At 48.6% G+C, this 26,162-nt stretch carries 21 protein-coding genes and 2 pseudogenes; 15 read left to right on the top strand and 8 right to left on the bottom strand.

Annotated elements, in window-relative coordinates:
• The first annotated feature begins 44 nt into the window (after window positions 1-44).
• Window positions 45-830, top strand: coding sequence for a glucosamine-6-phosphate deaminase (gene nagB / locus ADH68_RS09115; RefSeq protein WP_068961082.1), 786 nt, complete (start codon window positions 45-47; stop codon window positions 828-830).
• A 42-nt stretch (window positions 831-872) separates the two neighbouring features.
• A complete protein-coding gene (locus ADH68_RS09110) occupies window positions 873-2,060 on the top strand; it encodes a PIG-L family deacetylase (protein WP_084274057.1) in 1,188 nt (395 codons plus the stop codon).
• 80 nt (window positions 2,061-2,140) lie between these two features.
• Here ADH68_RS09110 and ADH68_RS09105 read toward each other — a convergent pair whose 3' ends face one another.
• Window positions 2,141-2,431, bottom strand: a complete 291-nt coding sequence (locus ADH68_RS09105; RefSeq protein ID WP_068961083.1) for a thioredoxin family protein — start codon at window positions 2,429-2,431, stop codon at window positions 2,141-2,143.
• Window positions 2,432-2,656: 225 nt separating this feature from the next.
• Here ADH68_RS09105 and ADH68_RS09100 point away from each other — a divergent pair, with 225 nt between their 5' ends.
• From ADH68_RS09100 to ADH68_RS09070, 8 genes and pseudogenes are all read left to right on the top strand, one after another.
• Entirely contained in the window at window positions 2,657-3,958 is a 1,302-nt protein-coding gene (locus ADH68_RS09100) for a TolC family protein (protein ID WP_068961084.1), read from the top strand.
• 43 nt (window positions 3,959-4,001) lie between these two features.
• Window positions 4,002-5,183 (top strand): efflux RND transporter periplasmic adaptor subunit, encoded by a 1,182-nt coding sequence (locus ADH68_RS09095; protein WP_068961085.1) that lies wholly within the window; start codon window positions 4,002-4,004, stop codon window positions 5,181-5,183.
• Between the two features lie 4 nt (window positions 5,184-5,187).
• On the top strand, window positions 5,188-5,958 hold the full coding sequence (locus ADH68_RS09090; RefSeq protein WP_068961086.1) for an ABC transporter ATP-binding protein: 771 nt from the start codon (window positions 5,188-5,190) through the stop codon (window positions 5,956-5,958).
• Window positions 5,959-5,970: 12 nt separating this feature from the next.
• Window positions 5,971-7,029: pseudogene (locus ADH68_RS09085) on the top strand (ABC transporter permease); the annotation flags it as partial.
• Between the two features lie 102 nt (window positions 7,030-7,131).
• Complete coding sequence (locus tag ADH68_RS09080) at window positions 7,132-8,232, top strand: ISAs1 family transposase (RefSeq protein ID WP_068959909.1); 1,101 nt, start codon at window positions 7,132-7,134, stop codon at window positions 8,230-8,232.
• A 20-nt stretch (window positions 8,233-8,252) separates the two neighbouring features.
• A pseudogene (locus tag ADH68_RS13825) lies at window positions 8,253-8,429 on the top strand (ABC transporter permease); the annotation flags it as partial.
• A gap of 96 nt (window positions 8,430-8,525) precedes the next feature.
• A complete protein-coding gene (locus tag ADH68_RS09075) occupies window positions 8,526-9,635 on the top strand; it encodes a sensor histidine kinase (RefSeq protein WP_157755884.1) in 1,110 nt (369 codons plus the stop codon).
• Between the two features lie 88 nt (window positions 9,636-9,723).
• A complete protein-coding gene (locus ADH68_RS09070) occupies window positions 9,724-10,470 on the top strand; it encodes a LytR/AlgR family response regulator transcription factor (protein WP_068961088.1) in 747 nt (248 codons plus the stop codon).
• A gap of 131 nt (window positions 10,471-10,601) precedes the next feature.
• Here ADH68_RS09070 and ADH68_RS09065 read toward each other — a convergent pair whose 3' ends face one another.
• The 4 genes from ADH68_RS09065 to tamL all read right to left on the bottom strand — a co-directional run bounded on the left by ADH68_RS09065 (window position 10,602) and on the right by tamL (window position 16,550).
• The gene (locus ADH68_RS09065; RefSeq protein WP_068961089.1) at window positions 10,602-11,249 is read right to left on the bottom strand and encodes an HAD family hydrolase; all 648 of its coding nucleotides are present in this window, start codon (window positions 11,247-11,249) and stop codon (window positions 10,602-10,604) included.
• 350 nt (window positions 11,250-11,599) lie between these two features.
• The gene (locus tag ADH68_RS09060) at window positions 11,600-13,282 is read right to left on the bottom strand and encodes a putative transporter (RefSeq protein ID WP_068961090.1); all 1,683 of its coding nucleotides are present in this window, start codon (window positions 13,280-13,282) and stop codon (window positions 11,600-11,602) included.
• Window positions 13,283-13,488: 206 nt separating this feature from the next.
• Window positions 13,489-14,154, bottom strand: a complete 666-nt coding sequence (locus ADH68_RS09055) for an HAD family hydrolase (RefSeq protein WP_068961091.1) — start codon at window positions 14,152-14,154, stop codon at window positions 13,489-13,491.
• Between the two features lie 50 nt (window positions 14,155-14,204).
• Window positions 14,205-16,550, bottom strand: coding sequence for a translocation and assembly module lipoprotein TamL (gene tamL, locus ADH68_RS09050; protein WP_232321357.1), 2,346 nt, complete (start codon window positions 16,548-16,550; stop codon window positions 14,205-14,207).
• A 174-nt stretch (window positions 16,551-16,724) separates the two neighbouring features.
• Between tamL and ADH68_RS09045 the strand changes: the two genes are divergently transcribed.
• Complete coding sequence (locus tag ADH68_RS09045) at window positions 16,725-17,558, top strand: potassium channel family protein (RefSeq protein ID WP_107033561.1); 834 nt, start codon at window positions 16,725-16,727, stop codon at window positions 17,556-17,558.
• 14 nt (window positions 17,559-17,572) lie between these two features.
• Window positions 17,573-19,429: a TrkH family potassium uptake protein gene (locus ADH68_RS09040; RefSeq protein ID WP_068961092.1), complete on the top strand. Its 1,857-nt coding sequence runs from the start codon at window positions 17,573-17,575 to the stop codon at window positions 19,427-19,429.
• 20 nt (window positions 19,430-19,449) lie between these two features.
• On the opposite strand, the gene ADH68_RS09035 is transcribed toward ADH68_RS09040, so the two are convergent.
• The 3 genes from ADH68_RS09035 to ADH68_RS09025 are packed head-to-tail and all read right to left on the bottom strand — an operon-like array spanning window position 19,450 to window position 21,748.
• Window positions 19,450-20,190, bottom strand: coding sequence for an ABC transporter ATP-binding protein (locus tag ADH68_RS09035; RefSeq protein WP_068961093.1), 741 nt, complete (start codon window positions 20,188-20,190; stop codon window positions 19,450-19,452).
• Between the two features lie 4 nt (window positions 20,191-20,194).
• Entirely contained in the window at window positions 20,195-21,196 is a 1,002-nt protein-coding gene (locus tag ADH68_RS09030; RefSeq protein WP_068961094.1) for a FecCD family ABC transporter permease, read from the bottom strand.
• Between the two features lie 3 nt (window positions 21,197-21,199).
• Complete coding sequence (locus tag ADH68_RS09025; RefSeq protein WP_255201337.1) at window positions 21,200-21,748, bottom strand: DKNYY domain-containing protein; 549 nt, start codon at window positions 21,746-21,748, stop codon at window positions 21,200-21,202.
• A gap of 188 nt (window positions 21,749-21,936) precedes the next feature.
• Between ADH68_RS09025 and ADH68_RS09020 the strand changes: the two genes are divergently transcribed.
• The 3 genes from ADH68_RS09020 to ADH68_RS09010 all read left to right on the top strand — a co-directional run bounded on the left by ADH68_RS09020 (window position 21,937) and on the right by ADH68_RS09010 (window position 26,075).
• Window positions 21,937-22,242: a T9SS type A sorting domain-containing protein gene (locus ADH68_RS09020; RefSeq protein WP_068961096.1), complete on the top strand. Its 306-nt coding sequence runs from the start codon at window positions 21,937-21,939 to the stop codon at window positions 22,240-22,242.
• A 337-nt stretch (window positions 22,243-22,579) separates the two neighbouring features.
• Window positions 22,580-24,601, top strand: a complete 2,022-nt coding sequence (gene pulA / locus ADH68_RS09015) for a type I pullulanase (protein WP_068961097.1) — start codon at window positions 22,580-22,582, stop codon at window positions 24,599-24,601.
• A gap of 100 nt (window positions 24,602-24,701) precedes the next feature.
• Window positions 24,702-26,075 (top strand): MFS transporter, encoded by a 1,374-nt coding sequence (locus tag ADH68_RS09010; RefSeq protein WP_068961098.1) that lies wholly within the window; start codon window positions 24,702-24,704, stop codon window positions 26,073-26,075.
• Window positions 26,076-26,162 lie beyond the last annotated feature (87 nt).

Here is a 26,162-nt window from a genome sequence, read left to right as displayed (position 1 = left end):
AAACCTAATACAATATTAATTCATAACCATACCCCTACATTATTATGCGAGTAATCATCAAAGCGGACTACGACGCACTGTCACGTGCCGCAGCCGAACATGTAATCAAGCGTATCAACGAAGCGTGTCCGACACCTGAGCATCCTTTTGTTCTCGGACTCCCTACCGGAAGTTCTCCCATCGGCATGTACGAACAGCTTGTAAAGGCATGCAAAGAGGGACGTGTATCGTTTAAGAACGTAGTGACATTCAACATGGACGAGTATGTCGGACTTCCCGAGGACCACCCCGAAAGCTATCACTCCTTCATGCACCGCTACCTGTTTGACCACATCGACATACCGGCCGCCAACATCCACATTCTCAACGGCAACGCTCCCGACCTCGAAGCAGAGTGCGCAGCCTACGAGGCAGCCATCAAAAGTTTCGGCGGAATAGACCTGTTTCTCGGCGGCATCGGTCCCGACGGACACCTTGCATTCAACGAGCCATTCTCTTCACTGACATCGCGCACACGAGTAAAGACCCTTACCAACGACACCCGCATAGCCAACGCCCGCTTCTTCGGAGGCGACCCCGAAAGCGTGCCCCTGCATGCTCTCACAGTAGGTGTCGGCACTGTGATGGATGCCCGTGAGGTACTCATTCTCTGCAATGGCCACGGCAAGGCCCGCGCCCTTCAGGCAGCTATCGAAGGCCCTGTGACTCAAGCCTGGACCGTAAGCGCACTTCAGATGCATCCCCACGCAATAATCGTCTGCGACGAAGCCGCAACCTACGAACTCAAGGTTGGTACATACCGCTATTTCACCCAGATTGAGAACGCCTGATTTCCGACCTCTCATCATCAACCACAATAAATATACTTTACAATGCAATTTAATCTGACCTCAAAAATAACCTCGGCAGAACGCTTCAATCCCGAAGCCCGTCCGACATCGCCCGACCAGTGGACTCTCGGTCTGGCATTCTCCGCAGCAGTATGGCTCAGCCAGAAGCTCAACAAGCCCATCCTTAAAATCACCAATGCCGACTACGAGGAGGCCGGTCTTAAAGTGCTTACCGACATCTATGGTTCAGCCTACGACCTCAACATACGTCTTTTCAACCATCTACAGCATACTATCACAGGCTGGCCGGGTGGAAAGCCTAACGCCGACGACACTCATCGTCCGGAACGCGCCACTCCATTTCCCAAGCGTGTAATTGTATTCTCCCCCCACCCCGACGACGATGTAATATCTATGGGCGGAACACTCAACCGCCTTGTACGCCAGGGACATGAGGTGCACGTTGCATATGAGACTTCGGGCAACATCGCCGTAAACGACGAGGAAGTGACCCGCTTCATGCACTTCATCAACGGCTTCAACCAGCTGTTTGGCAACAACAATGCCATGGGTGCCGTTATCCCGGCCAAATATCAGGAAATCAAGAAATTCCTCAAAGAAAAGAAAGCCGGCGAAATGGACAACCGCGATGTGCTTACAATCAAAGGTCTGATACGTCGTGGCGAGGCTCGTCTGGCATCCTCGTTCAACAACATACCTCTGTCGCGCGTACATTTCCTCGACCTCCCCTTCTATGAAAGCGGACGCGTGGAGAAACTCCCCATGACTCAGGCCGACGTCGACATCGTGGCAAAGCTCATCGAAGAAGTAAAGCCCCATCAGATTTTCGTAGCCGCTGACCTTGCAGACCCGCATGGCACTCACAGAAAATGTACCGAGGCTGTACTGGCCGCTCTTGCCCAGGCTAAGGAACGTGGCGAAAGCTGGCTTGCCGACTGCCGTGTATGGATGTACAGAGGAGCATGGGCTGAATGGCCTATCGAGGACATCGAGATGTGCGTGCCCATCAGCCCCGAAGAGTTGCTTCAGAAGCGTAATGCCATTCTCAAGCACTCGTCGCAGATGGAGAGCGCTCCATACCTCGGCAATGACTCGCGCCTGTTCTGGCAGCGTGCCGAGGACCGCAACCGCGCTACCGCCCGACTCTACGATGCGCTCGGTCTTGCGAGCTATGAGGCCATGGAGGCATTCCGCGAATATCACATCTGATTTACCCAATCAGAATGAATAACAGCGCCGTGGGCAAAGGTATCGGTTACCTTGCCCACGGCGCTTACTTATTTTTCAGGTCAGCGTTCAATGCGCGACAATAGCTCATCCTCAGCAATTTCACCCGACTGACGCCACACCTCGCGTCCGCCTTTGTAAAGGATAAAAGTCGGGACACCGCTTACACCCACCGCGTCGGCAAGTTCCGAATTTTTATCGATATCAAGCTGATATATCTCAGCGATACCAACAACTCGCTCTTTAACATCTGCCACAATCGGCATCATATGCCGGCAATGAGGACACCAAGTTGCAAAGAATTCCACAAGCACAACCGGAGCGCTCTCTGTCAGAGTCTGATATTCATTCATGTCATTATAATTTTATAGTTTACAATAGCTACAACAATCAATGTGTATATTTTCGACGAATCCAAACGTCACATTTCACTCATATTAACATTCCGATATCTTACCCAGGGGTTTATCTAAAAAATAGCATATTAATTGCTCGCATGATATGGCAAAACATCTATTCAAGTTGCAGCTACGTCGATGAAACAATAATTTTGCCGTGAAAAATCAACAATCTTCATAATGATGAACCATCGTATTATCCGCTTGTGTATACCGACTCTTATAGCCTGGAGCATATCGGCTGCCGCTGAAGAATGGACTTTCCGCCAATGTGTGGATTACGCACGCACCAACAACATATCTTTACAGCAGTCACGCCTGGTCGGCGAGACAGCCGGCCTGTCGCTTGAGGAAGCAAAAGCCCAATGGGAGCCTACACTTGATTTTACCACACGCCACACTGTAGGCAACTCACCCTGGAGCGAGAGCGACAAGAACACATACAACGGCACCATCGGATTCAATGCCGCCTGGACAGCATACGACGGTGGTGCCCGTAGCGCACAGATAAAACGCAGCCGACTCGACACACAGATTGCCGCGCTCGAGACCGACGATGTAATGCGTACACTTGAAACCGACCTGTTGCGTGCATATCTTAATATCCTGTATTGCAAGGAATCGATTGAAATATACCGCGAAGCCGTGAAACTCAGTGATGCCCAGGCTGAGAGATGCCGCCAGCTGATGGAAGCCGGCCGCGTGTCGCGCGTAGACTACGCACAACTCCAGGCTCAGGCCGAACAGCAACGCTACAATCTGTCGAACGCCACAGGCACCTACGACACCCGACGCATGGAATTGAAACGTCTGCTCGAACTTGGCATAGATACCGACCTCCGGCTCGCGCCTGTAGTATGGACCGACTCACAGGTGACTGATTCACTCCCACCTATAGCAGAAAGCTATACCCTGGCCTTGCATACCGACAAGAAACTCGAGGCCTTACGTCTTCAGCGCGACGCGACAGCCCTCGATGTAGATATCGCAAATGCCCAGCGCCGGCCCAATATATCTATCACCGCAGGTGTCGGCACGAATTACTTCGCACCCGGTGAGGCTGTCGGCACCCAATTGAAGCAGTCGCTCAACGAACAGATAGGAGTAGCTCTTTCACTGCCGATAACTGATGGAAAGAAGGCAAAGACAGCCATTGCAAAGGCAAAAATACAGCAACTTAACGCTGCTCTTGACGAAGAAGCCCGACGCAATGACATAGCCCAGAATGTAGAGGCGGCATATATCGACCTACGTGCTACCCAGTCGAGATTTGCAGCGGCCAAAGAACAGCTCGAAAGCGCCCGGTTGAGCGCGGAACTTGTCGATGAACAGTTTAGCCTCGGACTGGTAAATACAGTCGAACTTCTTACCGCCCACAACAATCTGATTGAAGCGCAACACACTCTTCTTCAGGCTCGTTTCATGGCTATGCTCGACCGCAAACTCATAGAATTCTACCGCACAGCCGAGATTAACCTATAATCTCGCACTACAATTTTTCAAAACAATCCTATCAAATCAGTATATGAAACCGAACCCCCACATTCTCCTGTTCACAACACTTTTGGCCCTTAGCGCTGTATCTTGCTCAAAAAAACCGCAAATACGGCTTGAGACCGCTAAGGTAGAGCGGGCCGACATAAGCGAATCGGTGACAGCCACCGGCACTGTAGAATCCGTGACACAAGTCGACGTGGGTACTCAGGTCACAGGTATCGTCGACAAACTCTACGCCGACTACAATTCCGTTGTAACCAAGGGTGAGCTTATTGCCGAAATTGAAAAGACGCTCCTCGAAAGCGAGCTGAGAAGCGCCGACGCAAGCATGGAGTCGGCACGCGTGACATATGAATATAACCGCACCAACTACGAACGTGACCGCCAGCTCCACGACAAACAACTCATAAGCGACTATGAGTACCAGACATCATTAAAAGAATACGAGGTGTCAAAGACTGCCTACGAGAAAGCTCAGGCCGATCGCGTGCGCGCTGCCAAAAATCTCAACTATGCCGAGATATATTCACCAATCGACGGAGTAGTGATATCCCGCGAGGTAGAGGTAGGCCAGACCGTTGTATCGTCGATGAACGTGCAGAATCTCTATGTAATAGCCGACCTTGACAACATGCAGGTTGTGGGCAATGTGGATGAAGCCGACATAGGCCAGGTGAAAATGGGACAGACTGCAACATTCACTGTCGACGCATATCCCGACGACAAATTTGAAGGGAAAGTGACACAGGTACGCCTCAATCCTACAACAGAGAGCAACGTAGTCACTTATGAGGTAATCGTTGCGGCACCCAATCCCGACCATAAACTCATACCCGGACTCACTGCCAATCTTTCTATAAATGTAACCGAGGAAAAAGATGTGCTTGCCATACCCAACCGCTCCCTGCGCTTTACACCCCGGGAGTTTCCCGATGCCAAGGGACTTCCCCATCCCGAAAGCAGCCCTACGGCAGCACAAGCTACAGCACCCGGACAGCATACAGTATGGGTCGTACGCGGCGACACACTCGTGCCTGTCAAAGTCACCGTTGGCGAAAGCAACGGCAATATGACACAGATTGTCTCCGGACTCAACGAAGGCGAAACAATAGCTCTGGAGTATGACACTGCCGGCATGAGCGCACCTGCATCGGATCAGAATACCGAACAGAGCCCATTTGCGCCACAGCCTCCCCACAGAAAAAAATAAGACAATGGACTATAACTTAAAATCCGAGGAAGAAAAGCGAGAGATAATCCGTGTGGAGGACTTAAAGCGCGACTTCATTGTTGGAGGAGAAAAGGTACATGCCTTACGCGGAGTGTCATTTACAATCCATGAGGGAGAGTTCGTAACGATTATGGGCACATCAGGATCAGGCAAATCGACTCTACTCAATCTCCTGGGATGCCTTGACACACCTACCCGCGGCGACTATCTGCTTGACGGAGTATCGGTAGCCTCAATGAGCAAAAACAAACGGGCATTCACTCGCAACCGCAAGATTGGATTCGTTTTCCAGAACTACAATCTTCTCCCTAAGACCACAGCCATCGAAAACGTCGAACTCCCCCTGCTCTACAACTCCAATGTATCCGCAAAAGAGCGACGGAGCCGTGCAGTAAGCGCCCTTGAGGCTGTCGGTCTTCATGACAGGCTCTATCACAAGAGCAACCAGATGTCGGGAGGACAGCAACAGCGTGTGGCCATAGCACGTGCGCTCGTCAACGACCCTGTGATAATCCTCGCCGACGAGGCTACCGGAAATCTTGACACACGCACTTCGTTCAGTATACTTGTGCTCTTCCAGGAATTGCACGCACGTGGACGCACGATAATATTCGTGACCCACAACCCCGACCTTGCAGCATATTCTTCACGCAATATTGTGCTCCGCGACGGTCGTATAGTAAGCGACATCCTCAACCCATCGCCGGAATCGGCAAAAGCAATTTATGAATCACTTCCACGCGACGACGACTGATATTTTCCTGCAATGAACTTCGCCAATCTTCTGAAAATAGCTCTCAAAGCGCTATCAAACAACAAACTGCGATGTTTTCTGACGATGCTCGGAATCATCATTGGCGTAGCATCGGTAATAACCATGCTCGCTATCGGACAAGGCTCCAAGGACAGCATCAGGGCCCAGATAAGTGAAATGGGCTCAAACATGATAATGATACACCCCGGCAATATGCAGCGCGGAGGTGTGCGCCAAAGTGCCGACGACACCCAGACTCTGGAAGTCGCCGACTATGAGGCGATACGCGACAAGGCACGGTATGTGACAGCCATATCACCGTCGGTAAACAGCGGCGGACAATTCATAAACGGCAACAACAACTATCCGTCAACGGTCTATGGTATCACACCCGACTATCTCGACATACGTAAGGTATCCGTAGCCGACGGAGAGATGTTTACCGAACAGGATATCAAATCAGCTGCCAAAGTATGCCTCCTTGGCCAGACAGTAATAGACAATCTGTTTCCCGACGGCAGCAACCCCATAGGCCGTATAGTGCGGTTCAACAAGATTCCGATGAAGGTAGTTGGCACACTTACTCCCAAAGGAACCAACTCGATGGGTATGGATCAGGACGACGTAGTGCTTGCCCCATACACAACGGTGATGAAGCGAATATTGGCCACCGATCATCTTCAAGGACTATTTGCCAGCGCCATTGACGAAGAATACACCGACCAGGCTATCGACGAGATAACAGAAATCCTGCGCGAACAGCATAAACTAAAGGAAGGTGCCGACGATGACTTCGACATACGCTCCCAGAAAGAACTCAGCGAAATGCTCAGCTCGACCTCCGATATGCTTACCGTACTGCTTGCATGTATTGCCGGCATCTCCCTGTTGGTAGGAGGTATCGGCATAATGAATATAATGTATGTGTCCGTCACAGAGCGCACACGCGAGATAGGACTCCGCATGTCGCTTGGAGCACGCGGTATCGATATTCTGTCGCAATTCCTTATCGAGGCTGTAATAATAAGTGTCACCGGAGGTATCATCGGAGTGATACTTGGCATCAGGGCTGGCGCATGAGATTTAACTCAAATTCAGTCAAAAATTCACCTGATTATGTGAAATAAACTTTCAGATATTGCATATATTGCTGAAAATGGATATATTAGAGGTATGCAAATAGAAATTTTCAGCAAAGTAAAAGACCCGCGTGACTTGGGCAAGGTTAAACATGAGCTCGAGGATGTGCTCCGAATGGCACTCATCGGCGTGTTGTGTGATTGTGAGGACTGTGACGACATATCGGATATGGTTACAGACCGAGAGGAAGAATTCAAGGCCGCCGGATTGCTGAAGCTTAGCAACGGCGTCCCGTGTGGTGACACGATACTTCGTGTTGTAGAGTCTGTCAATCCCGCTCAGCTCCGGGCAAGTCTTGATTGCTGCCGAGGCCACATAATCGAATCCCTGTGCGGCAATCAGGTCATCATTGACGGTAAGAAACTGCGGGGTGAAAATCCCAGGAGTCCCGGATGCCACGGACTGTATATCCTCAATGCGTGGGTATCTGAAACAGAAATCTGCGTTGCCGAAAAGCCGGTGGATGGCAAGACCAACGAACTTACGGTTCTGCCGTCCGTATTGTCCTCTTTATGGCTTACAGGGGCATTGGTTTCAGTCGACGCAATGGGGACCCACCGTAATATCGCAGAACAGATCATACTCCAGGGCGGCGACTATCTGATGGCGCTTAAAGACAATCAGCCGATACTCAAGGGCTTGACGGAAAGTATCTTTAGTCGCACTACTCCAATATCGGTATACACAACCGAGGAAAAGGGGCACGGAAGAGTTGAGAAGAGAACCTGTTCAATTATGGATACGACACTTTTGGAACAGGAGGGAATGTACGAGAAGTGGCCCGGTCTTAAACGTATCATAAAGATGGAGCGTGAGCGTACTGAGAACGGTGCCCGCTCGCGTGAAACAATCTACTATCTCAGCAGCGTGGAGAAAGATGAGGCTTCTTACTATGCGATGCGTATTCGTGCGCACTGGGGTATCGAGAACAAACTGCACTGGCATCTCGACGTGACGTTTCGGGAAGATATGTGCCGCGTACGCGCCAAGAATGGCGCTGTCAATTTTTCAGCGATGCGCAAGTATGCATTGGAAATGCTTAAAAAGCAGAACGATAAACTCAGCCTTAAACGAAGACGCAAAAAATGTATGTGGAGCACTGAATATCTGTACAAAGTCTTTAAGGATAGTTAAATCTCATGCGCCAGCCCTGACTTGGCATACTCGCCTCTTGGAGCGTCAATATAATAATGCACTGGCCGGTATCGGTACAGGTATATTCGATGGTTCTATCGTTCGTTGTATGCACAGTCACCGGAGTTTTCTTCGGATGGTATCCGGCCAAGAAAGCCGCATCGCTTGATCCGATAGAAGCTCTTCGCTACGAATAGATTTTTATGCAATTTAAGATATATCCTATACGTTTATAAGACAACGCCATCGATATCATCAGTAATATTACAGTTCTCTGACATATGCCGACCGACTTGATAAAAAATATTCCTGACAACAGCGAACCATCGGCCAGACAGCAACGCCTGGTGAAGATAATCACCCAGTTTCTGATTGTAGCCATGATATTCATCCTGCCGGAAGTGCTGATGACGACCAATCACCACCACCATAATGCATGGCCATGGCGCATGTATATCAAGTCGGCATTATATATAGCGGTATTTTTTCTAAACTATTACGTAATAATCGACCGCTGCCTGCCACGTCCAAGAGGATTTGTAAAGCTATTGGGATGGAACATAATAGTAATCATACTGTTTTTGGCAATAATACTGATAACAGCACCTCCACGAGGAATGCCGCCACACCATCATGCCCCATATGTTGCCGATGACACCATCCGTCCATGGCTTAGAGTAGTGTCCATATCAGTGCGCGACATAATAATGGTTATTCTCACCATCGGCCTCAGCCTGGCAATGAAACTAAGCGACTACTGGATGAAGATTCGACAGCAAAAGCAGGAAATAGAAACCCTACGGCAGCACGATGAACTTGAAAGCCTTAAACGACAGCTTAACCCACACTTTCTGTTCAACACTCTCAACTCCATATATGCACTGATTGCCATCAGCCCCGACAAGGCTCAGAAAGCCATACATGTACTAAGCAAGATGTTGCGATACGTACTATATGAAAATGCACCGACAGTACAGCTCGACGACGAACTGTCGTTCATAAGCAGCTATATCGAGCTGATGCGCATGCGTCTCGGCATAGGGATGCCAATAAAAGTGACTCTTAGCAATGACTCTCCGGAGCTACGGGTTGCACCGCTGATATTCATATCTCCAGTCGAGAATGCATTCAAACATGGCAATACAGGAATGCCCGACGCGTTTGTCGATATTGACATCACTTGCCGCCAAGGCATAATAATAGCCAGTTTTGCAAACCGATGTGCGATATCTGACGCCACCAATTACTCGGAAACCGACAAAGGCCACGGAATAGGTGACGCCAATCTCCGGCGACGCCTTACACTCATTTATGGTGAAAAAGCGCTAATCGACACCACCGTACAAGATGGAATCTACAAAGTATGCATGACTATCGACCTTAGGGACACTGACGATATCTGACATGGCACCCTATATGCCAATACCATCATACATCCTGATTCATCAAAATTTGTTTTATAAGACTTAACTTAACCCCATAAAATTATCTATGACAATCTTACGCTGCTGCATCGTCGACGACGAGCCCCTTGCCCGCAATCTCATCGCATCATATATCGAAAAGACTCCATTTATGGAACTTGCCGGAAGTTTCGGCTCGGCCCAAGAGGCAGTAAAGACAGTAATTGAAGAGTCTATTGATGTAATATTCCTCGACATCAACATGCCGCAGCTAAACGGTATGGAATTTGCAAGAATAGTACCTCCCACATGCCGCATAGTATTCACTACCGCCTACGACAAGTACGCAATCGAGGGCTTCAAAGTCGGTGCACTGGATTTCCTGCTGAAACCTGTCAGCTACGAGGAATTCATAGGCTCGGCCAACCGTGCCCTTGCATGGTCGGATTTGCGTCGCCGCGCCGAAGCATCCGATACCTCGCGCGAGTATATCATGGTGAAAAGCGAATATCGTCTGGTGCAGATTCCTGTACGCGATATAATATTCATCGAAGGGGTGAAGGACTACGTAAAAATTTATGTTGACGGTGAAGAAAAAGCCATAATGACACTCATGAACATGAAAACTCTTGAGCGTACTCTGCCGTCCAACATATTTCTAAGGGTTCACCGCAGCTACATCATAAACGCGACAAAGATACGCGTCATCGAGCGCAACCGCATACTCTTCGGACGTCATGCAATCCCTGTAAGCGACAGCTATAAGCAGCAATTCTCCGATTATATCGCAGCCCATATGCTTACCGTCGTGCGTGACAGCAACGACGACCAATGAAAAAATAACTACATCTAAGCCATAACAAAGGCGGTATCAGTCCGCATCACGGCGTTGTATTTCGTGCATGCAGACTGATACCGTCTTGTGTCTATAGTATAAAATAACCTACACACTCCGGCAAGAGTGGGTCAGCGCTTTACCTCAAGCATTCTGTCGACCGACATCGAAGCAAGCGAAGGCACCACAGCGTGTGCACGGCCTTCAAGCTCCGCAGCGGCCAATGTTGTCGCAATACCGATTACTGTAGCCCCTGAGGCCATACCCGATATAAGTCCGTTTATAGAGTCCTCAAACACATAGCACCTGTCGATATCAATACCAATCTTGCTGGCGCCAATAATATAGCACTGAGGGTCAGGCTTGGAAAGAGTGACATCTCCCGAGGTGACAACAGCATCGAAATACGAAGCAAACTCCGGATTCCTTTCGAACAAACGCTTCATCTTATCCGGACCGCTGCTGGTCACTATCGCAGCCGGTATGCCATGCTTTTTAAGGTCTGAGAGAAACTCTATCACTCCATCAAACAATGGAAAGTCCATCGCATTCTCAAAAACCTCCAGTTCGGCACATACAGCTTCCGATATATCAGGATTCGGGAAATATGCTTCAAGTATACGTGGCAAAGTAGAACCCTTTATCTTCATATCAAAGTCAGGAATCTCAGGATGATATCTGCGCCCTGCCTCGCCCCAGAAAAGCGAGTAAGTTCCTTCTGTATCAACCAACACCCCATCAAGATCAAAGAGTGCGCCATAACTATTGGTTGTAGTCATCTTTTTGTGAGATTAAATAAAAAATATTGTTTGTTGCGAAAAAAGGAGGAGGAGAGAGCTAATGGATTCTTTGGCAAGAGCAGCATACTCTCCTCCCCTTATCGGCTATCGTATACTCGACCGCCGTTATTCTACAGAAACGGGCACTATGCCAACGATTCATCTATTTTGACGCAAAATTAGCATAAATTCCGTACCTGCCAAACTAAATGCGAGATATTCGAAATCTCATTGCAGAAAAAACGACAGACTTCAATATATTCCGCATCTTTTGCCACATCTATACAACACAGGCTGCATGAGGATTATATTTCATGCAGCCTGAGATATAAGAAGGTTTATTTCAAGCCTCAGGAAGCAAGCGCAAGCACAAGCACCTGGGCCGCCACTATACGAAGGAACATCGTAAGAGGATATACGGTTGAATATGCTACAGCGGGAGCGTCATTGCCGGTAGAGTTATTTGCGAAAGCAAGTGCAGGAGGGTCGGTCATACTTCCACCGAACAGGCCCATTACAGTAAGCATATTGATTTTATATACTCCGCGGGCAATAGAGCCTACTACCACAAGCGGTACAAATGTAATGATAAAGCCCCATATTACCCACCACATACCTGTGTAGTTGAACACCGTGGATGCAAAATTAGCACCGGCGGCAATACCTACCGACGCAAGGAACAGACAGATGCCAATCTCACGCATAAGAAGTGATGCGGCCGAAGAGGTATAAGTGACAAGTTTGAGCTTGTATCCGAAGCGGCTGAGCAGGATAGCCACTACAAGCGGGCCTCCGGCCATACCGAGCTTCATCGGCACGCTTATGCCCGGGAACGCAATGGGTATCGAACCCACGATTATACCAAGGAATATACCGGCAAATAGAGTGAACATATTAGGCTCATTGAGGCGCTTCACCGAGTTGCCGAGCTTCTCGGCCAAACGACGTATATCCTCAAGCTGACCAACCACCGTGATACGGTCGCCCATCTGCAGGCGGAGATCGGGAGATGCGAGAAGGTCAATACCGGCACGATTGACACGTGTGGCGTTGAGGCTGTAGCCATGGCGCAGTTTGAGAGAACCGAGCGTAACGCCGTTGTATTCAGTCTTGGTAATAAGTATTCGGCGCGATACCACAGGCCCGGGATTGCTCTCCCAGTCAATGTCAAGTTCCGGTCCGATAACCGATTTAAAGCGCTCCTCATCGTTGGCCGAGAGCACAGTGTACAGTTTATCACCCTTGTGTACTACAGTCTGAGAATTAGGTATGAAGATATTGCCATCCTTGTCTTGCAGACGCGATACAACGAAATCGCAGTTGACAATATCATGCAACTGCATCATATTCTTTCCGTCGATAAGAGGGTTGGTTACCTCATAGGTAAGAATCAACGGTTTCTGCTGTGCAGCCTCCTTTTCGGCCTCTATAGCCTCGACTTCCTTATCCATTTTTACACGGAACAATGCACGCACAAGGAACATCGCGGTAATGATACCAACGACACCAAGAGGATATGCAGCGGCATAGCCCATTGCCATCTCTTCTGTAGCGTTGTAATTCTGAGGCATAACCTGCAGTATCGCCTGCTGTGCTGCACCAAGACCGGGAGTATTGGTCACAGCACCTGACATCACTCCGACAAGGGCAGTAATGGAAGTATTGCCATCAATATAGAATATAGCAAGTACGATTACAACATTTAGCGCGATTGTAAGCGCAGCCAGACCGTTAAGAACCACTCCGCCTCTTTTGAACGAGGAAAAGAACGACGGACCAACCTGCAGACCGATTGAGAATATAAACAGGATAAGTCCGAACTCGCGCACAAAGTGTAGCACATCGGGATTTACAATATAACCGAAATGGCCCATCAGCAGGCCTACAAAAAGCACGAACGTAACCCCAAGGGAGATACCGCCCACTTTTAATTTACCCAGCCATACACCCGCAGCGATGACAAAGGCATAAAGAATAATGGTGCTTGGCAATGAGCTCGCGCCCGGAGCCAACAGATTTTGCAACCAATCCATACGAATTAATATAACTTTGGAATTTACTAATTATCAGTCGCTTATATTCAAATTAAGTTTGACGGTGCAAAGTTACGCTTTTTATTCCAATTATTGCCATCAAAACGGCCTGGATATTTCAACAAAATCACATTTATACATCAATTATTCGTTCATGTATATTGAATCCATATTATTAAGCCAAGCGTACCTCCCGACAAATGATTTTATATATTGATATCTTTTTCGGTAAGTGCCAGAATAGCATCAGGCGACGAAACAATATGATCGGCATAGAACGCTTTCAGCTCAGACACCGGGCGAAATCCCCATGTGACTCCTACCGACTCGATACAAGCACGCCGCGCTGTCTCTATATCCACACCTGAATCACCGACATAAAGCACTTGAAGTTTAGGCGTAGGGACTACCGTGAGAATTTCAAATACCACCGAAGGATCCGGTTTTGTAGGGACTCCATCTTTATGCCCCGAAACCACGGCCCAGTCAATATCGGGAAAGAAATGTCCTATCAATCTTACCACAGCCTCATGATATTTGTTGGATGCGACAGCAAGTTTTATACCACGCGACTGAAGTTCATGAAGAAGCTCGGGTATGCCTGGATATGCTACAGTAGTATCGGTACAATGTTCATCATAGTATTCTCGAAACGCTGCCCTCATCTTCCCTATATTTTCATCAGTATCAAGCCCGGAGGGCAGAGCACGCTGCAAAAGGCGCCTCACCCCGTTGCCTACCATAGCCGGATATGAAGATATCGGATGCTTTGGAAACCCGAGAGTGGCCAGAGCATGGTTTGTAGCGGTACCAAGATCGTCGATAGTATTCAGCAAAGTACCGTCAAGGTCAAATATTACGAGTTGTTTCATCTCTGGAAAAAATTTTAATGATGTAGTGTATTGTCGAGAAATCAAAATCCTCAGAAAGGATAACCGACAGAGAAGTGAAAAGTTGCATCACGTCCCCAGCGAGGGCGTATAATAGGCCATCTGTATTCGTCAAGCGCAGGATTTACAGCTTTCATACCGAGGTCAAGGCGCAAAAGGAAATACGTGAAATCGAGTCGCAATCCTATGCCATATGAGGCGGCAATTTCTTTGTAGAATGAGTCGAAACGGAAGAATCCGCCGGGCTGGTTATCGTAGTTATGTATAGTCCATATATTTCCACCGTCTATAAAAAAAGCACCTTCAAGTATCCAGAATAGCTTGGTACGATACTCGATACTCAAATCAAGACGGATGTCGCCACACTGGTTGATGAAGTCAGTGACTGAATTGCGTGAGGCATAGCGTCCGGGGCCAAGAGTTCGTACCCCCCATCCTCTCACGCTGTTGGCACCTCCGGCATAGAAACGCTTTTCAAAAGGCAGCATACGTGAGTTACCGTATGGAACCCCGATTCCCAGTCCCGCATGAAACGATACCGACGAGCGCGGCCCCAGGGCTTTGGTAAACGTATAATCGGCATCGGCCTTGACATACTGTGCGTACTGTATTCCGAAAATACGGTATGCGTCGTCATGACGCTTCTGTCCGGTAAGGCATGAAATAGCATACAGAAGATTTCCGGCAGGCTCGAAATTGGCTCTGATAGTAAACACACTCGGTTGAAACAAAACTCGTCCAAGCGTATTACCCGACGGCTGACGCTTATTTGTACGATAATAGCTGTAGCCGGCACGCAATATGAAGTGGTCCTCGTAGCTGTAGCGCAACAGTGGGTTGGACGGTGCTATCTGGTTGAGGAAATCGATTGTCGACTTTGGCAGATACACATAGTTCACATCCACGAGGTCAAAACGGTGGCGTAATGTATTCTGACGGTTTGCCCATCGGTATTTCCATCCCGCACCTGCGATTATGCGAGTGTATTCGGGACGTTCCTGGTAGTTGAACGATACGGAAAATTCAGTCGTGGCTTTGATTCGGCGTTTAAAATCGTAAGACAGGAACGGCGCCTCAAACTGTGGAAATGTTATGCCTATTTCTCCGGCATACTCCATATATCGGTTGTTTATCAATCCGTTAAAGTCGCCCGAAAGGCTCTCATAACTCGTGCGGAATTTTGCCGACAGGAGTTCGGCACCATGAGCGAGATTTCTGTGCTGGTATGTCAGGCCGATACCGAAACCCAAATCGCCCTCTGAATTGGTGCCTTCCAGCTCAAGCGACACACCTTGCTTCTTTCCTCTCGTAAGGAGCACATAGGCATCCAGCAGCGGTTGCCCGTCGGGAGAGGTGCCCGCCCGCCGCATGTCAATATTTACATAGCGCAGTATGCCAAGACGCCCAAGCGCCTCATATGTAAGGTCGACCTCATGCTGACTGAACAGACGTCCGGGCATGATGTGCGAAGCCTCATACAGCACCTGTGGCCTAAGGTAATGGTCAGAGCCATATAGCACTGTGATATCGCGATAGCGCACTGTATCCTGCCCCTTGAAATCATAGTTGCCGTAATCGGTACCCGGATTATAGTCAGTGACAAACACCACCTTGTCGACAAGATATGTAAGATGCCGTCTGTCGGGACTCTGTGCTGACGGTTGCCGCAGATTAAGCGTGAGATTTACATCGCGGGCATCCTCGGCGGTATCGGCTACAAATGTTATATAATCTTTTGAAAAAGCGTAGTAGCCATGGTCACGTAACATGTCGGATATGCCTGAGCGTATCTCTTCAAGACGGTTTCTGTCAAGCAGATCGCCTGGAGTCAGACGATTACGCCGAGGTATTTGGGCCACAAGGGCCGCTATGGCCGAATCGGGTATGTTGTAATCTATAGTGGAGACATAATGTGGAAGCCCGGCTTTTATCATGTATTCCACTTCTACCTTCCGGTTTTTGCCCGTATGCACGGTATCGACTGTAACCTCGGAATCAAGGTATCCTTTGTTGATAAGAGCATGGTGAAGCTGATATACCGAGGCATCGGTAAGTTCTTGGTCATAAATTACAGGCGGACGCCCCAGCTTGCGCACCCAGCGGTTATACCATTTGGTTGTATCGCGTCCCGACATATTGTATGTGGCAAGCTGAAGTTTAAGAAAGCCGAGCACCTTATGGTTAGGTGTCTGGCGAAGATAGTTTACCAGCTGCTCCTCACTTATATCCGCATTATCTGTAACGGTAATATCCACCTTGTCCACAAGGTACTGTCCCTGCGGCACATGGCGTGTCGAACTACAGGCTGCAAACATAACAGCCAGAGCCACGACAGCCAGCAGACTTATTACGGATATGCGACGGCCTGATATGCTCACGCATGCAAAGTTAGCCTATTTGCGGAATTTATGCAAGTTGCACCACACCGGTAAAACCATTGACATGTCCGCGGCGTTATCTAACCATAGCCGTAACCACACATACAGTAGCCTCGGCATAAGTAAGTCGTAAAAATTATTACGTATATGTATTCAACTATTTAATGTTAGGAAATGGCAACCACTGAAACGACTCCGGCAGCTAATGCGACAACCGCACCGGATACATCTAAGGCGCCCGTATCTGGCGGGAAAAGCGGTAAAGACCGTCTATCGCCACACAAGATAAGAATTGTGAAGATATTGCATACACTCGTGCTGATAGCTTCAATTGGCCTTATTGTGCTTATTTCCTGGGACTCTTTCCACAACATCTCTTTCCTTGCGAGCCAGCAGTACATGAATATTCAGTTCTGGATATGCATGTTCTTCATATTTGATATAGTAGTGGAATTTTTCATATATCCACGAAAATGGCATTATGTACTCACTCACATATTCTTCCTGCTGGTAAGCATTCCATACATAAATATAATAGCCTATTATGGCATAGAACTCAATCCGGAGATGCAGTATCTGATACGCTTTGTGCCGATGATACGCGCCGGGTATGTGCTTGCTCTGGTACTCGGCGTTCTGTTCTCCAATAAAATATCCGGGCTTTTTGCCACATACCTCGGACTTTTAATAGCCACAGTGTATTTCGCCAGTCTGATGTTCTTTATAGAGGAACACTATATAAATCCCGGTGTCAGCACATATTGGTCGGCCCTGTGGTGGGCGTTTATGGATGTGACCACCGTAGGTTGCAATATCAACTGCATAACCCCTACCGGAAAAGTGCTCGGCGTAATTCTTGCGGCAGAAGGCCTCATTCTATTCCCTGTATTCACGGTATACATTACAAACTCACTGTCGCAGCGCTCTGTACGCGATGCCGCCGAAGATCGGCGAAAAGCAGCCATAAAAGCCAAGAAAGAAGCGGCCCGACAGGACTCGAAGGCATAATATACGTCAGGACGATGAATATAAAGAGCCGGTTATCAGCCATAGCAAAGCTCACACTGTCACACCGGTGGCAGCGAACTCTGCGCCGCAACCGGCCGGCGGTAGATATCGCCGGCAGTATTCTTGGAGTAGCGACCGTATTGGGCTCAATGGCATGTGTGGCTCTTTTCATTGCCTATCTCGGCTACGACCGTTCTCCTGCAGAAGTGAAGTCAATGATGGTATGGTTCAAGGCCATACAGTGGATATATGTGGTGAGGATACTGTTCAGCCTGATATTCGATTACCGTCGTACCATCACCTACACCAAAGTAATAAAATGGATTGTAGACATAGCGGTACTCGTGACTCTGCTTCCAGCCATATATCCCCGTACCGACGCCCCCTGGCTGCCATGGCTGTCGACAATACTATACAGCCGTAAATTCCTGGTAGCCGTACTCTTGGCCTATGCGCTTACAGATATATGCTATACTACCGTACAGGCTATGGGGAAACACACCAACCCGTCTCTCATACTGTCGGTTAGTTTTCTTGTGTTTATATTCCTTGGCTCATTTCTGCTGATGATGCCAAAGTGTACACTCTACCCTATAAGTTATGCCGACTCTTTATTTGTAGCCACCAGCGCAGTATGTATAACCGGTCTGACCACCATTGATGTGGCCACGACATTCACCCCCCTTGGGCTGCTCGTGCTCGGACTGCTGATACAAATCGGCGGACTTGGAGTAATGACATTCACCAGTTTTTTTGCACTGTTCTTCAGCGGCAATACATCGATTTACAACCAGATGATGATTAAAGACATGATATCATCTCAAAACATCAATTCACTGTTGCCGACACTTTTGTATATCCTGGGCTTCACCATTACAATCGAAGCTATAGGAGCCGCAGGAGTATGGCTGTCGGTACACGGGCTACTTGGCATGAGTCCTGAGGAAGAGGTTGTGTTCTCGCTATTTCATTCACTGTCGGCTTTCTGCAACGCCGGATTCTCAAATCTGCCGGGAGGACTGAGCAATCCGCGTCTCATGAATTCCGACCAGTCGGTATATATAGTAATAAGCCTAATAGTAATAGCCGGAGCCATCGGATTTCCGATACTCGTAAACTTCCGCGACATGACAATAGATATATTGCGCCGGATATGGAACCGAATCAGAGGCAGACGATATAGCCAGCGCAATGTGCACATATGCAATCTCAATACAAAAATCGCACTGTACACCACCACAGTAATATTTGTGGCCGGCATATTGCTATTCTGGTTCTTTGAACGGCACAACACTCTTGAGGGCATGAGCCCGTGGGTACAGTGGGTACAAGCGCTGTTCAACTCAACCACTCCGCGAAGCTCCGGGTTTGTATCGGTAAATCCGGCAATGTTTCTTGATGTCACCCTTGTGATTGTGATATTTCAGATGTGGGTAGGAGGAGCCGCACAATCCACTGCCGGAGGTGTAAAAGTAAATACTCTGGCCGCCATATTGCTCAATCTACGGGCCATAGTGACAGGGCGGACACGCGTGACGGCATTCAACCGTAAAATATCAATCGGGTCGATACGCCGCGCCAATGCAGTGGTAACTCTTTCAATAGTGAGTCTGCTGTTTTATGTAGTCGCCATGCTGGTACTTGAACCGGAACTGCCTCCGAAGGCTGTTATATTCGAGAGTATCTCCGGTCTGTTTACTGTAGGCTCATCACTTGGTATCACCGACAGTCTTCACACCTCATCCAAGATACTGCTCTGCACAGCCATGTTTCTCGGACGTGTAGGCATAATATCCCTGCTTGTTGGCGTGGCCGGTGACCGACGCGATCCTCCGGTAGAATATCCCGAAGAGAATCTGATTATAAACTGACACGGCATATCCGAGTACCGTCATACAGGCATTCCGGCTTTCATCCATTCAGGCAGATGGAATATCCTGTCGATATGGCCTTCGGAAATCATATTCTTTACCGGCAGATTGAATAGCGCCGGAGAGTCGACAAGCATTATGGAGTCGGCCATATGAAGCGCAATATCAAGCTCATGAGTTGAAAAAATCACACACTTGCCTCTGTCATGAGCCAGTGAGGCGAGAAGCGAGCACAGTTCAAACCGATTGGGCAAATCGAGAAATGATGTAGGCTCGTCGAGCAGTATGGCCGGAGTGTCCTGTGCCAATGCCCTTGCAATCATCACACGCTGGCATTCACCGTCACTCATGCGATCCATTCTGCGCAGTGCATATTGCTCCATCCCTACGGCAGACAGAGAATCGGCCACAACCGTACGGTCAGATTCCGACAGACGCCCCGACCATCCGGTATATGGAGCGCGTCCGAATGCCACAACATCGCTACACGTAAGCCCCGCCACCCTCACACGCTCTGTGGTAACAAAAGCTATCATCCGGGCCATGTCGCGCGGCTGCAGTGTGCGCAGGTCATGTCCGTCAATCTCAATCCGTCCATTATATCGTGGATTAAGGCCGCCTATCGCACGCAGAAGAGTCGACTTTCCTGCTCCGTTGCGCCCTATAAGTGCCGTAAGGCATGAGGCAGGAATGCTCGTCGAGACGCCTTCTATCAGCATTCTGTCGCCATATCCTATGGAGAAATCGGTCAGCTTTATCATAATGTCAGGCAGTAACAGGTTTATTTTTGACCACTACCCACACCACTATAGGAATCCCGAAGAGCGCGGTAATGGCATTGACAGGCACGGTGAAAAATTTGGATATTATATCACAGGCAAGCATTACATCGGCTCCTACAAGCATGCAGGCCGGAATCAGTACCCTATGGTCGGCATCTGAAAAAAGCATGCGTGCGACATGCGGAAGTGCCATACCGATAAATCCGATAGGGCCACAGAACGCAGTAACAGTGCCCGCAAGGAGTGTTGTCGACATAAACAACAGAGCGCGGCTCCGCAACGGATTAAGCCCCATAGAGCGTGCGTAATCCTCACCAAGAATTAAGAGATTGAGCGGTTTTACGGCAGCCACAGCAAGCACAAGACCAGCAATAACAGCCGGAACTGCAACAATAAGTTGCGATATAGTCACCTCTCCAAGCGATCCCATAGTCCATATTACAAATGACTTAAGTGCATCCTCATGGCTAAGATACTGCAACACCTGAACTATCGCACTGACCCCCGACGAGAACATAATGCCAAGAATCAGTATTACCATTATATCGGTAATTCTTCGGCCAACAAACGCTATCACAGCAAGCACCGCCGACGCCCCTATCCACGCAGCACCCACAATTCCTATCGAATCAACGTATCCTGACAATCCGGCAAGAGGAGCGCCAAGGATGAACAAAGCCACACCCAGAGATGCACCGGAACTTATGCCAAGCACATAAGGTCCGGCAAGCGGATTACGGAAAAGAGTCTGCATCTCAAGACCGCTCACACTGAGCGCTGCTCCGGCAAGAAGAGCCACGACAGCCTTTACAAGACGTATATTGATTACGATACGTGCCGTCATCTCCGGACAGTCGCCGCCGGCAATGGCGGCGACAACCTGACTTAAAGGTATCGGAATCGCCCCCGTAGCCATGTCAATCACAAAAAGAATGACAGCTGCAATTCCGAGAAGTATAAATATTATCGTCTTACGTGTACGCATCGGCTATTCATTTATCTTATGCCCGAAATAATAGGTATTCCACCTATCTTTGGCATAACCCGCCCCAAGGACTTCAAAATCGGTAGGAGAAGCGTCTTCAATTTTTTTGCCATCGAAATATACATTCCACCTGTCTTTGGCATACCAGTCATGGAGTATTTCAAATGATGCAGACGAGGCATCCTTCATTACCTCTCCGGAATAATATACCCTCCATGAGTCAACTGCATAGCCATATCCAAGTACTCTGAACGACTGCGATGCCGCACCATCAATCCTGTTGCCGCAATAATATACATTCCATGAATCAAGCGCATAACCGTCGGGAAGTGACTTGAATCCGGAAGCCGAAGCATCCTTAACCTCACGGCCGTCAAAATACACCCGACCATTACTTATAATATATTGTGGACAGCAGTCACGCAAAGTCCGGCCTCCATGTCCGTAATGACCCGGAACATGACACTCACTCCGGCTATACGGATGGGGATAATTATCCTTGTCATCCGATTCCCGGCCATATATCGCAAAACAATTGCCCGCGGACAGCATGACAGCAAAAAGAATATTATTGACAATCTTCATATTTCAAAGATATGACCATTTATTGTGTCAAAAAGAGCATTTAACAGAGTTTAACCAATGCGAATTATGATATCCACAATAAAATTACTAATTTCGCATCGAAAAGAGAGGATAAATCTCTCATTTCATAAGATTATCAAACCAACAATTGCCGAATGAAAAAAACATTTATGACATTGATGCTCGTTACTGGACTGGCTTTCGGGTCGGTCACAGCCAATGCGCAGTCCAATGCCGATGAACGCATCTCGGCCATTGACAACACCCCGTCTGTAAGGCCGTCAAGCGGCGGCATTGAGATTACGGTGCAGGGAGAATCCACAAGCACTTTCTACATCTATTCAATAACAGGACAGATGGTAAAATCAGTCGACATATCCGGCAGTACATTCATCGACCTCCCGCGCGGATGCTATATAATCAAATGCGCCAGTTGGTCAAAAAAAGTCGTTGTAAGATAATCGGTACTATTGCAGCATCCAATATTATGTTGGATGACTGTTTTGATTTTGATGACTGGCCCGTATATTATCGATGAATAGACGGGCTATATTATAAAATAACGTTCTCCTCCCCTCTCTTGCATGATACTGTTTTTTCAGCCATCATTGCCCTACTATAATAATATACACCAGATTTTATAAGATAGTTTTTCAACAAGTAAGTAGAGTGATTCCCGAGGGCGATGTCATTTAATCAAGGCATCTACCACGGACACACTATGTTATCTCATACAAGTCTCAGAGGAGCCTTGTACGGCCAACCTACCAACTGAGTTCAATAGTCTTATAGCACAACATGAAAATCCATTTCATCCCTATCTGCATGAGCACTCTCATTGCATCCCTGCCTATGGTCTCGGCCACAGATGCGTTAGCGCAGAATCCCGACGCCATATATTCAACCTACGAGACGTACAACGGCTCTGACCTTGAAATGACACTAAACGCCTCCGGAACACACTTCAGGCTATGGTCGCCGTCGGCACAGGCCGTACGGCTGAAAATATATCCTACCGGGCGCAATTCCGCTTCGGAACAGACCATAGAAATGACCCGGGACAAGAACGGCACATGGACTGCCGGTATTCCACAGAAACTATATGGTAAATTTTATACATTCCAGATACTTCACAATGGCAAATGGCTTGACGAAACACCCGGAGTATGGGCTAAGGCAGTTGGCATAAACGGCAACCGCGGTGCAATTATCGATTTCGACGCCACCAATCCCGAAGGCTGGGACAACGATAAAGGTCCGACGATAAAGAATATCAACGACGCAGTGATATACGAGATGCACCATCGTGATTTTTCCATGCATCCATCATCCGGAATAGCCTCAAAAGGTAAATTTCTGGCATTGACCGAACATGGAACAACAAATCCCAAAGGTGATAAAACCGGCATTGACCATCTGAAAGAACTCGGAGTCACACACGTACACATACTCCCCTCATACGACTATAACAGCGTGGACGAAGCCAATCTGCCCGCCAACACCTACAACTGGGGATACGACCCTCAGAACTATAACGCACCCGAAGGCTCATACTCCACCAATCCGGCAAATCCTTCTACCAGGGTGTCGGAAATGAAAGAGATGGTAAAGGCCCTTCATGATGCCGGTATCGGCGTAGTGATGGATGTGGTATACAACCACACAGCTGAAAACGACGGTTCTAATTTCTCTCTTACAGCGCCCGGATACTACTACCGCCATCGCCCGGACGGAAGCTACAGCGATGCATCGGGATGTGGCAACGAAACTGCATCCGAACGCCAACAAATGCGCAACTTCATTGTCAACTCAGTAAAATATTGGGCCAAGGAATATCATATCGACGGATTCCGCTTCGACCTTATGGCGATACACGACACCACGACAATGAACGAGGTGGCGCGCGAACTTAAAAAAATAAATCCTGACATATTTGTATATGGCGAAGGCTGGACTGCCGGAGACTCACCCCTGCCGGTAGCACAACGGGCGCTTAAAGACAATGTAAGCGCAATGCCACAGATAGCGGTATTCTCCGACGATATACGCGACGCTATCAAAGGCCATTATACCGACGAGACCGACCGAGGCTTCGCCACAGGAAAACCAGGACTTGAGGAAACCGTAAAAATAGGCATCGTAGGAGCGACAGCCCATCCTCAGGTCGATTACTCAAAAGGCAACAATTCAAAGGCGCCGTATGCTCTGTCGCCAACACAGGTAATCAACTACGTATCCTGCCACGATGACCTCACCCTTACCGACAAACTCGCCAAGTCACTTCCTGAAGAGTCTGTAGCCGACCGGCAGCGCGCTGCCAAACTTGCCCAGACAATCGTGTTTACATCCCAGGGGACTCCTTTCATCTTTGCCGGCGAAGAGATATTCCGCGACAAGAAAGGTGTACACAACTCATATAAGTCGCCCGACTCAATCAATGCGATAGACTGGAATCTAAAAAACGAGAACGCCGACCTGTTCGATTACTACGTCGAACTCATAAAACTTCGCAAGACCCATCCGGCATTCCGCATGACTACCTCCGAGGAACTCGCAAAAAATATTGTATTTGATGACACAAAAGGCCAAAACAATCTCATCTCATATTCGATAAAAAACAACGCCAACGGCGACTCATGGAAAGAAATCAAAGTGATATTCAATGGCTCTGACCAGCCTCGCACCGTGAAGATACCCAAAGCCCGATGGATTGTAATCGCCGAAGATGGTACTCTCAAAGCCGAAGGATTAGGCAATAGCAATGGCGGCACCCTTACCGTAGCGCCACGCTCGGCGATGATTCTTGCCCGCGAGAAATAAATTATGTATTTTTGCGGTAGGCCTGTCACAGGTATTTGCGACAGAGGCCCGTCGCAAGACAAGTGTTTCTAAAGATATAGTTAATTTTAAACCCGTCGACATGAAAACTATGGCCAAGCCCGATCTGGGATTTTGGAAACTATGGAATCTGAGCTTTGGATTCTTCGGAGTGCAGATAGCCTATGCGCTACAGAGCGCCAACATCTCCCGCATCTTCCAGACATTGGGAGCCGACCCCCACAATCTGAGTTATTTCTGGATTCTGCCACCGCTTGCAGGGTTAATCATACAGCCCATCATCGGAACTATGAGCGACCGCACATGGAACCGCTTCGGACGCCGCCTCCCCTACCTGCTGTTCGGCTCCATTCTGGCCGTCATCGTAATGTGCCTCCTCCCCAATGCCGGAAGTTTCCACTTTGCGGTAGCCGGAGCGCTCATATTCGGTGCTTTCTCCCTGATGATGCTCGACGTATCAATCAACATATCAATGCAGCCCTTTAAAATGCTTGTCGGCGACATGGTCAATGAAAAGCAGAAAGGCCTCGCATACTCCATCCAGAGCTTCCTGTGCAATGCAGGGTCGGTAGTCGGATTAATATTCCCGTTCATGCTGGCATGGGTAGGAATCAGTAATGACGCTCCGGGCAATCAGGTGCCCGACTCCGTCACTTTCTCATTCTACGGAGGAGCAGCTATCCTCATAGCTTGTGTGGCCTATACATTCTTTAAGGTGAAGGAAATGCCACCCGCTGAATATGCCGCCTACCACGGCATAACCGATGAGCAGGAAGAGGAGAAAGCCAACTGCATACATCTGTTGGTAAAAGCCCCCAAAGTATTCTGGACTGTCGGTCTCGTACAATTCTTCTGCTGGTGTGCGTTCATGTACATGTGGACCTACAATGCCGGCGGAATAGCCGAACAGGCATTCGGATGGAATCCCGACCCTCAGCTTGCCAATGACCCCATCAACAAGGCCCTCTATCAGGAGGCCGGCAACTGGAACGGCATACTTTTCGCAGTCCAGGCTATCGGATCGGTAATATGGGCGGCTGTGCTTCCTCGCTTCAGCAACCGCCGCATGGCCTACTTTGCCTCGCTAATAATCGGAGGAATCGGATTCATATCTACCCTGGCATTCTCCGACAAATGGCTGCTGTTTATCAGCTATTTCCTCGTCGGCACCGCATGGGCCGCAATGCTCGCCATGCCATTCACCATACTCACCAACTCAATCAGCGGAAAGCACATGGGTGCGTACCTCGGGTTGTTCAACGGTACGATAACCATACCTCAGATTGTCGCAGCCGTATTGGGTGGCGTAATTTTCAAGCTATTCGGTGGCCTCCACCAGCTTAATATGATAGTATTTGCAGGCGCACTCCTCATCATAGGCGCATTCTGTGTATTCACTATCAAAGAAACATATGCAGAGAAACACAATATAGCAGCCGACAATGCTGCCGAATAAATCGACACCTCTGTCGACGGATAAAACGACAGAGGTGCCCCGCCTGCTCAAGAGGTGCATCCACTTATTGCGATGCACCTCTTGATT

The organism is Muribaculum intestinale (assembly GCF_002201515.1).
Lineage (GTDB): Bacteria > Bacteroidota > Bacteroidia > Bacteroidales > Muribaculaceae > Muribaculum > Muribaculum intestinale.
This window is presented reverse-complemented; position numbering and strand designations above follow the sequence as displayed.

What these genes read in the sequence shown, in the direction of transcription:
- nagB (WP_068961082.1), top strand. Translation starts at nt 45, where the DNA reads ATGCGAGTAATCATCAAAGCGGACTACGACGCACTGTCACGTGCCGCA.
- ADH68_RS09110 (WP_084274057.1), top strand. Translation starts at nt 873, where the DNA reads ATGCAATTTAATCTGACCTCAAAAATAACCTCGGCAGAACGCTTCAAT.
- ADH68_RS09105 (WP_068961083.1), bottom strand. Translation starts at nt 2,431, where the DNA reads ATGAATGAATATCAGACTCTGACAGAGAGCGCTCCGGTTGTGCTTGTG.
- ADH68_RS09100 (WP_068961084.1), top strand. Translation starts at nt 2,657, where the DNA reads ATGATGAACCATCGTATTATCCGCTTGTGTATACCGACTCTTATAGCC.
- ADH68_RS09095 (WP_068961085.1), top strand. Translation starts at nt 4,002, where the DNA reads ATGAAACCGAACCCCCACATTCTCCTGTTCACAACACTTTTGGCCCTT.
- ADH68_RS09090 (WP_068961086.1), top strand. Translation starts at nt 5,188, where the DNA reads ATGGACTATAACTTAAAATCCGAGGAAGAAAAGCGAGAGATAATCCGT.
- ADH68_RS09080 (WP_068959909.1), top strand. Translation starts at nt 7,132, where the DNA reads ATGCAAATAGAAATTTTCAGCAAAGTAAAAGACCCGCGTGACTTGGGC.
- ADH68_RS09070 (WP_068961088.1), top strand. Translation starts at nt 9,724, where the DNA reads ATGACAATCTTACGCTGCTGCATCGTCGACGACGAGCCCCTTGCCCGC.
- ADH68_RS09065 (WP_068961089.1), bottom strand. Translation starts at nt 11,249, where the DNA reads ATGACTACAACCAATAGTTATGGCGCACTCTTTGATCTTGATGGGGTG.
- ADH68_RS09060 (WP_068961090.1), bottom strand. Translation starts at nt 13,282, where the DNA reads ATGGATTGGTTGCAAAATCTGTTGGCTCCGGGCGCGAGCTCATTGCCA.
- ADH68_RS09055 (WP_068961091.1), bottom strand. Translation starts at nt 14,154, where the DNA reads ATGAAACAACTCGTAATATTTGACCTTGACGGTACTTTGCTGAATACT.
- ADH68_RS09045 (WP_107033561.1), top strand. Translation starts at nt 16,725, where the DNA reads ATGGCAACCACTGAAACGACTCCGGCAGCTAATGCGACAACCGCACCG.
- ADH68_RS09040 (WP_068961092.1), top strand. Translation starts at nt 17,573, where the DNA reads ATGAATATAAAGAGCCGGTTATCAGCCATAGCAAAGCTCACACTGTCA.
- ADH68_RS09035 (WP_068961093.1), bottom strand. Translation starts at nt 20,190, where the DNA reads ATGATAAAGCTGACCGATTTCTCCATAGGATATGGCGACAGAATGCTG.
- ADH68_RS09030 (WP_068961094.1), bottom strand. Translation starts at nt 21,196, where the DNA reads ATGCGTACACGTAAGACGATAATATTTATACTTCTCGGAATTGCAGCT.
- ADH68_RS09025 (WP_255201337.1), bottom strand. Translation starts at nt 21,748, where the DNA reads ATGCTGTCCGCGGGCAATTGTTTTGCGATATATGGCCGGGAATCGGAT.
- ADH68_RS09020 (WP_068961096.1), top strand. Translation starts at nt 21,937, where the DNA reads ATGAAAAAAACATTTATGACATTGATGCTCGTTACTGGACTGGCTTTC.
- pulA (WP_068961097.1), top strand. Translation starts at nt 22,580, where the DNA reads ATGAAAATCCATTTCATCCCTATCTGCATGAGCACTCTCATTGCATCC.
- ADH68_RS09010 (WP_068961098.1), top strand. Translation starts at nt 24,702, where the DNA reads ATGAAAACTATGGCCAAGCCCGATCTGGGATTTTGGAAACTATGGAAT.